The organism is Synechococcus sp. R8-2, assembly GCF_047461715.1.
Taxonomy (GTDB): Bacteria; Cyanobacteriota; Cyanobacteriia; order Thermostichales; family Thermostichaceae; genus Thermostichus.
The window spans coordinates 1-6164 of the sequence record NZ_JANSHQ010000272.1; the positions used below are offsets into that span (position 1 = coordinate 1).

The window sequence follows — 6164 nt, forward strand, 5'->3', positions numbered from 1 at the left end:
GTGCTGTGGGATCCCTCTTCTCGTTTGCGCCCCTAGTCTGCCGGCGCTCTCTCCCTCCTCTGTCTAGGCGCTTACTATGGTGATCGGTCAGCACATCGGCTATCCTCCTCGCTTACACCGTTGGGCGGGTACGGCTCCGACCCCTCATCCCCCTGCCCCGGCCAATCCAGAGGCCACCCTGGGCTTTTACGGCAGCACCCAATCCGGATCCCTGGAAACCCCGGCCAGCATGGTGTCCTTGCGGGGCGTGAGCAAAGTCTTTCCCAACGGCAACTTGATTTTTCAGGATGTGAACTTGGAGGTGCGCCGCGGCGAGTTTGTGTTCGTAACTGGGGTCTCCGGGGCGGGCAAGTCCACCCTGCTGCGGCTACTCTACGGGGCGGAACAGGCCACCGAGGGCACGGTCATCGTCGATCAAGTCTGTCTCTTTTCTTCTGAAGGGCGGCGGCGACCCTACCGCATCCCACCGCGTCCGCTGGCCATGTTGCGGCGGCGCTTGGGGGTGGTTTTCCAAGATTATCGCCTTCTGGCCAACCGCACCCTGGCAGAAAATGTGGCCTTCGTGCTGCGCGCCCAAGGGCTGTCCCCCGCAGAAATCCGCCGTCGCATCGGGCCGACCCTAAAGATGGTGGGGCTGACCGAAAAGCGAGATCACTTTCCCCATGAGCTTTCGGGGGGGGAACAGCAGCGCCTTAGCCTGGCCCGTGCCATTGTCAACATGCCGGTGCTGCTGCTGGCGGACGAGCCAACAGGAAACCTAGATCCGGAAAACTCCCTCTTGGTTCTCCAGATTTTGGAGCGGCTCAATTCCTTTGGGGTGACCGTCATCATGACCAGCCATGACCCCTATCTGGTGGAGCGGGCCGGCCACCGGGTGGTGCGCATGGAGGGAGGGCGCCTGTATGATCTGCGCTGAGGGCTACCGGGATCCCTATTTTGCTCTCCACAGGCTCTGTTGAGCTCCAGGGGGCAAGGGTCTGAGCCCATTGATTGTTGGATGGAGAACAGCATGCAATCTCTCTCCCGATTTCTCAATAAAATCCGCTATCTCCTACAGGAGACTTTTTTGGGGTTGCGGCGGGGGGGCTGGCTGAACTGGGCTGCGGTGAGCACCCTGCTGGTGTTGTTGTTCCTGGTGGGGATCGGCGTTGAGCTGTCCTGGGGCGTGGATGCCACGGTGCAGTCGCTGGGAGGACAACTGGAGATCTCCGTCTACCTGGAGCCGGAACGGCAGGGGGTGGAGCTGCAACCCCAGGTCGCCCAACTGCCTCATGTGGCCGAGGTGAAGGTCATCACCAAAGACCAGGCTTGGCGCAACCTTTTGCTGGAAATGGGGATCCAAGACGAGGCGGCCATGGAAACCCAGTTGGGGGAGAACCCCTTGGTGGATGCTCTGCGGGTTAAGGCGGATTCCACCGAAGCCTTGGGGGAAGTGGCGGAGCAGATTCGCCAACTGGAAGGGGTGGATGAGGTCTACTACGGCGACCGCATTGTGGAGCAACTGGCCCAGCTCCAGGACATGCTACGGCTGGGATCCCTGACCATTACCGGCGTGTTGGCCCTGACAGCGGTGGCGGTCATCACCACCACCATTCGCCTCATCGTCATGGCGCGGCGGCGGGAGATCGAGGTGATGCAATTGGTGGGGGCGACGGCAGCCTGGATTTACTTGCCCTTTATTTTGCAAGGGTGCCTGTTTGGGGTGATCAGCGCAGTGGGAGCTTGGGGATTGATCTTGGGATCCCAGCAGTTGCTGCAGGAGCTGCTGGAGCAGTTGATTGCCTTGCCCTTCCTCAAGGTGATGCAGGCAGATCGCAGCCAACTGGAGTTTTGGCTCTTGCCGTCGATGTTGTTGGGGATGGGGGTTTTTCTGGGCACCACCAGCAGCTTGATCGCGGTGCGCAAGTCGGCAGGGCGATGAGCTGGAGGCGATGCTGAGGAAAGCCCTGGATATTCCAATCTGAGGATCGCCATAGGATAAGATGATGGACTCTACTTCCCTGGCTTTCCAAGATCTGGCCGCCATGAACCCATTGCCTCCTCCCGCCCACCCCTACCAGTTCCGCGCTTTGGGCCTGATTAAGGGATCCCTGAAATCGATCCCCAAGACTTATGCGCAGGCAACCTTGGTTGCCTCTGACGGAGCAGAATATCCGGCTACCCCCGGACGCGCCGAGCTTCTCGGCCCCTTCGAGCACTGCATCAAGAGCGGCCATACCTACTGGTACTACGTGCAGCCGCAGCCGCGTTCAGGGGGGGCTTTGGGCTTGAGCATCATCCGCATCCTGGCCCTGCCGGAAGAGGAGCAAGACCCAGAGTGGGAAGAAGAACCGTTTTTGCCTGCCCCTGAGGACACAGAGGAAGGCTTTAACATCCGCGGCATTGTCGAGCCCCACGATGGCTTTGTTGAGGTGACCGTGCGGCGCAAGCCCCAGGGAACCAAGCAATTTGCTCCTCTGCAATTGCGCTTGGAAGGGTTCTTGCCCGGAGCTGTGGCGGGCGAGTTTTGGGATCTGTTGGCAGAGCGAGAGGGCAACAAACTGCTGTTGGTGGATGGTACCCGCCTGTTGACCGCAGTAGCCTAGCTATCTAGATTGGCCCTGCTTGAGAACCTTAAAATAAACCAAAGAGCTTCCCAACCGATGGTGTCTGCTGCCGGCTTGTCCCAACGGGTCGCCCATCTATCCCCTTCCCCCACGTTGTCCATTTCGGCTCTGGCTAAAGCCATGCAGGCAGAGGGGCTGGATGTGTGTAGCTTGAGCGCAGGCGAGCCGGATTTCGATACACCTGACCACATTCGGGCCGCGGCCATCCGTGCTCTGGAAGAGGGCAAAACCCGCTACGGCCCCACCGCTGGGATCCCCGCCCTTCGCCAAGCAGTGGCCGATAAGCTGCGGCAGGAAAACGGCCTGGAGTTCAGCCACGACCAAATCCTGATCAGCAACGGCGGCAAGCAAACCCTGTTTAACCTGGCCATGGTGCTGCTGGATCCCGGCGATGAAGTGATCCTGCCTGTTCCCTACTGGGTCAGCTACCCCGAAATTGCGGCTTTGGCAGGGGCAAAGGTTGTGCAGGTGCAGACGGAAGAGGCCCAGGGGTTCAAGCTCACCGCCGCCCAACTGCGCCAGGCCCTCACCCCCCGCAGCAAGCTGCTGATTCTCAACTCGCCGGCCAACCCCACCGGAGCCGTTTACCACCGGCACGAGCTGGCAGCTCTGGCAGAGGTGATCCTCTCCGCCCCCCATCTGTACGTGATCTGCGACGAGATCTACGAAAAGCTGGTTTATGGACAAGCCCGCCACATCAGCCTGGGATCCCTTTGCCCTGACTTGATGCCGCGCCTGATTCTCAGCAGTGGCTTTGCCAAAGCCTACGCCATGACCGGCTGGCGGGTGGGCTACTTGGCCGGGCCCAAGCCCATCATTGAGGCGGCCATCAACCTGCAAAGCCACAGCACCTCCAATGTCTGCACCTTCGCCCAGTACGGTGCTCTGGAAGCCCTGACCAGCCCCCTATCGGCAGCGGCTGTGGAAAAAATGCGCCAAGAATTCTGGCAGCGGCGAGATCTGATGCTGGACGGGATCCGCACCTTGCCGGGGGTGACTTGCCCGGAGCCGGAGGGCGCATTTTATGTGTTTGTCAACATCGGCCAAACCGGGTTAAGTTCGGTGGAGTTTTGCCGGCAGCTGCTCAAGGAACACCACGTGGCTGCTGTGCCGGGGGTAGCCTTTGGGGCAGATTCCTACATTCGCCTTTCCTATGCTGCCGATCGCACCACCCTCGAAAAAGGGCTGCAGCGGCTGCACCGGTTTGTGTCTTCCCTCTGAGGATTGAAAAGAGCGGATGGATCCCCGCAGGCCATCCCCAGTGGCGGAATCCCCATTAGAGGTGTGAACACCATTGCTTAACCCTAGCTATAGTGTTAGGGGATGGGCTACGAGGGGATAACTCATGTCTGGCAGAACGGCGCTTGTCATCACCGTTGCCTGTTTGAGTGGGGGATCCGGAAAGACCACAGCCGCCCTCAACTTGGCCATCATGCTGGCCGAGCATGGCAAGACGCTGGCTGTTGACTTTGACCCACAGGGCAACCTGAGCCAGTGGATGGGCTGGACGGATCTGTCGGAGTCGGCCACCATTGCCGAGACGATTTTGCCGGGGGCGGATCGGGTTCACATTCGGGAGATTATCCGTCCGCCGTTGAATGAGGATCGCCAGGAGCGGCTGTGGTTGGCCCCCAGCGATTACAGTCTCTCGCGGGCTATGGATGCGATCGTAATGGAGCCGGGGCGGGAGCTGTTTTTGAAGCGGGCTTTGCGACCGATTTTGCCGGAGTATGACTTTTTGGTCATCGACAGCCCCCCCTCGAAAGGGTTGCTCACCTACAACAGCATTCTCAGCGCCGATCTGCTGGTGGTGCCGACGGAATGTACCCAAAAGGGGGTGATGGGGGCCCTAAGTACCCTGGTGCTGTTGAAAGAATTGGAAGAGCTGGATTTTCATGTGCCCAAGTTTTTGGGGGTGCTCCCCACACGGGAACAGTGGGTGGGCAACAACCGCACCAAAATGTCGCGGGCCGCAGTGGAAGCCTTGGCGGAAATGATGCAAGGGATCCCCATTTTTACGCCGGTGCGGCAAAGTACGGTCGTTCAGCAAACCAACAGCATGGGCTGGTCGTTGGCGGAGGCGGGGGAAGATCTCCTGGCCCAACCTTATCGTGAGGTCCTCAAGGCTGTGTTGGAGGCCCGCTAACATGGCTACCGCCAAGAAGCCTCCCAAAAAAAAATTGCCCACCGGCCCCACCAAGGCAGATTTGCTCTCGCGCATGGGGGTGAATAAGCAGCCAGAGCCGATGGAACCTGCACCTACGGCTGCCGATGGCGTTGAGGCTCCGCACCGTCCAGAGGACAACAGGGGGACGGATTCCCTGGATCTGCCTCACCCTGCGGCATTAGATGTTGAGCCCGATCCATCTCTCGCGGCCTCGTCCCGTCTGTGCCCCACAACCCCGCCAGAGCTAGGGCCGATTCCTCTCCTGGCCGGTGTGCTCTCCCCACCTGAAGCTCCTTCTCGGGATGCGGATCCCTTGTCCAACTTGTCGCCCGCTCCGGTCGAGGTGGAAAGGGTTGTCTCCCCACCCCAGGTCAGTCTGGCCAAATGGGCCAATACTTCGCTGCCAACTGAAAAGCCAGCCGAGCTTTTGCCCCCTGCTACTGCTTGCACCGGCAATGGGGTTCGCCGCAATGGCACCCCCAATGGGCAGAGTGCCCAGTCGGATCCCCGCGAGGCTCTGGATGCACAACTGGGCCTGCAAAAGCTTACCCTCAAATGGTCTGCCGAGAGGGTAGAAAAGCTGGGATCCCTGGAAAGCGCCACCGGGCTACCGGGCGAGATTTTGCTGGAAGTCCTGCTGGATCATTGGGAACAATTGCCCAAGCCCTTGCAGCAAGATTGCCTCCTGCAAGCCCACCGCATTCGCGTCGAGCGGCTGGTGATCAGCCAAAACTTCACCATTGCCACGATTGAGCAACTGCTCTTCACGTCAGCGTTGCGCAACAACAACGAGCAGCATCTGCTTTGAGTTCTGGCCGGTTGGCCTGGGAAATTCCCCCTCAAGATCTCCGCCAGTATGCCAGACAACAGGGATCCCTGTTCCTGTGCTAGGGTCAAAATGGTTCTGTTGGCTTTTCGCGCTTTTCGGCCTGTGCTCTCTCCCCCTCGCTACCTGGCGGCAACCCAAGCCCATTATCATCAAGTGCATTATTCACCCTACTTCTCACTTTTGTTTTTCTATCTTCTCCCTATTTCTCCCATCGTTTAGGGGACAGCATTGCAACGTCATCTTCTTTAAAACGACCAGGTTGTAGTGGAGCGGCAACAGTTGATGAAAGATCTTGATTTGACCAAAGCTGTAGAGCAACGGCGTACCTTTGCCATCATTTCCCACCCCGATGCCGGGAAGACCACCCTCACCGAAAAGCTGCTGTTGTACGGGGGGGCTATTCAAGAAGCGGGAGCTGTGAAGGCCCGTCGGGCGCAAAAGCGGGCCACTTCCGACTGGATGGAACTGGAAAAGCAGCGGGGTATTTCCATCACCTCTACCGTCCTGCAATTTGATTACCGCAACATTCGTCTCAATCTGCTGGATACTCCCGGCCACCAGG

The 6164-nt window shown here is 59.3% G+C and carries 7 protein-coding genes; all 7 read left to right on the top strand.

Annotation, left to right across the window (positions count from 1 at the left end; genetic code table 11):
• Positions 1–76 precede the first annotated feature (76 nt).
• Positions 77–916, top strand: coding sequence for a cell division ATP-binding protein FtsE (locus tag NW819_RS07135; protein ID WP_414413331.1), 840 nt, complete (start codon positions 77–79; stop codon positions 914–916).
• Positions 917–1009: 93 nt separating this feature from the next.
• On the top strand, positions 1010–1921 hold the full coding sequence (locus NW819_RS07140) for a cell division protein FtsX (RefSeq protein ID WP_414356127.1): 912 nt from the start codon (positions 1010–1012) through the stop codon (positions 1919–1921).
• A gap of 61 nt (positions 1922–1982) precedes the next feature.
• Complete coding sequence (locus NW819_RS07145; protein ID WP_238376736.1) at positions 1983–2585, top strand: hypothetical protein; 603 nt, start codon at positions 1983–1985, stop codon at positions 2583–2585.
• Between the two features lie 57 nt (positions 2586–2642).
• Positions 2643–3827, top strand: a complete 1185-nt coding sequence (locus tag NW819_RS07150) for a pyridoxal phosphate-dependent aminotransferase (protein WP_414413332.1) — start codon at positions 2643–2645, stop codon at positions 3825–3827.
• Between the two features lie 124 nt (positions 3828–3951).
• On the top strand, positions 3952–4752 hold the full coding sequence (locus NW819_RS07155) for a ParA family protein (RefSeq protein WP_011433472.1): 801 nt from the start codon (positions 3952–3954) through the stop codon (positions 4750–4752).
• 1 nt (position 4753) lies between these two features.
• A complete protein-coding gene (locus NW819_RS07160) occupies positions 4754–5581 on the top strand; it encodes a hypothetical protein (protein WP_414413333.1) in 828 nt (275 codons plus the stop codon).
• 303 nt (positions 5582–5884) lie between these two features.
• The coding region (locus tag NW819_RS07165; protein ID WP_414413334.1) for a GTP-binding protein at positions 5885–6164 on the top strand (280 nt) is incomplete at its 3' end.

Coding starts and splice junctions, on each gene's coding strand:
- NW819_RS07135 (WP_414413331.1), top strand. CDS start 77: ATGGTGATCGGTCAGCACATCGGCTATCCTCCTCGCTTACACCGTTGG.
- NW819_RS07140 (WP_414356127.1), top strand. CDS start 1,010: ATGCAATCTCTCTCCCGATTTCTCAATAAAATCCGCTATCTCCTACAG.
- NW819_RS07145 (WP_238376736.1), top strand. CDS start 1,983: ATGATGGACTCTACTTCCCTGGCTTTCCAAGATCTGGCCGCCATGAAC.
- NW819_RS07150 (WP_414413332.1), top strand. CDS start 2,643: ATGGTGTCTGCTGCCGGCTTGTCCCAACGGGTCGCCCATCTATCCCCT.
- NW819_RS07155 (WP_011433472.1), top strand. CDS start 3,952: ATGTCTGGCAGAACGGCGCTTGTCATCACCGTTGCCTGTTTGAGTGGG.
- NW819_RS07160 (WP_414413333.1), top strand. CDS start 4,754: ATGGCTACCGCCAAGAAGCCTCCCAAAAAAAAATTGCCCACCGGCCCC.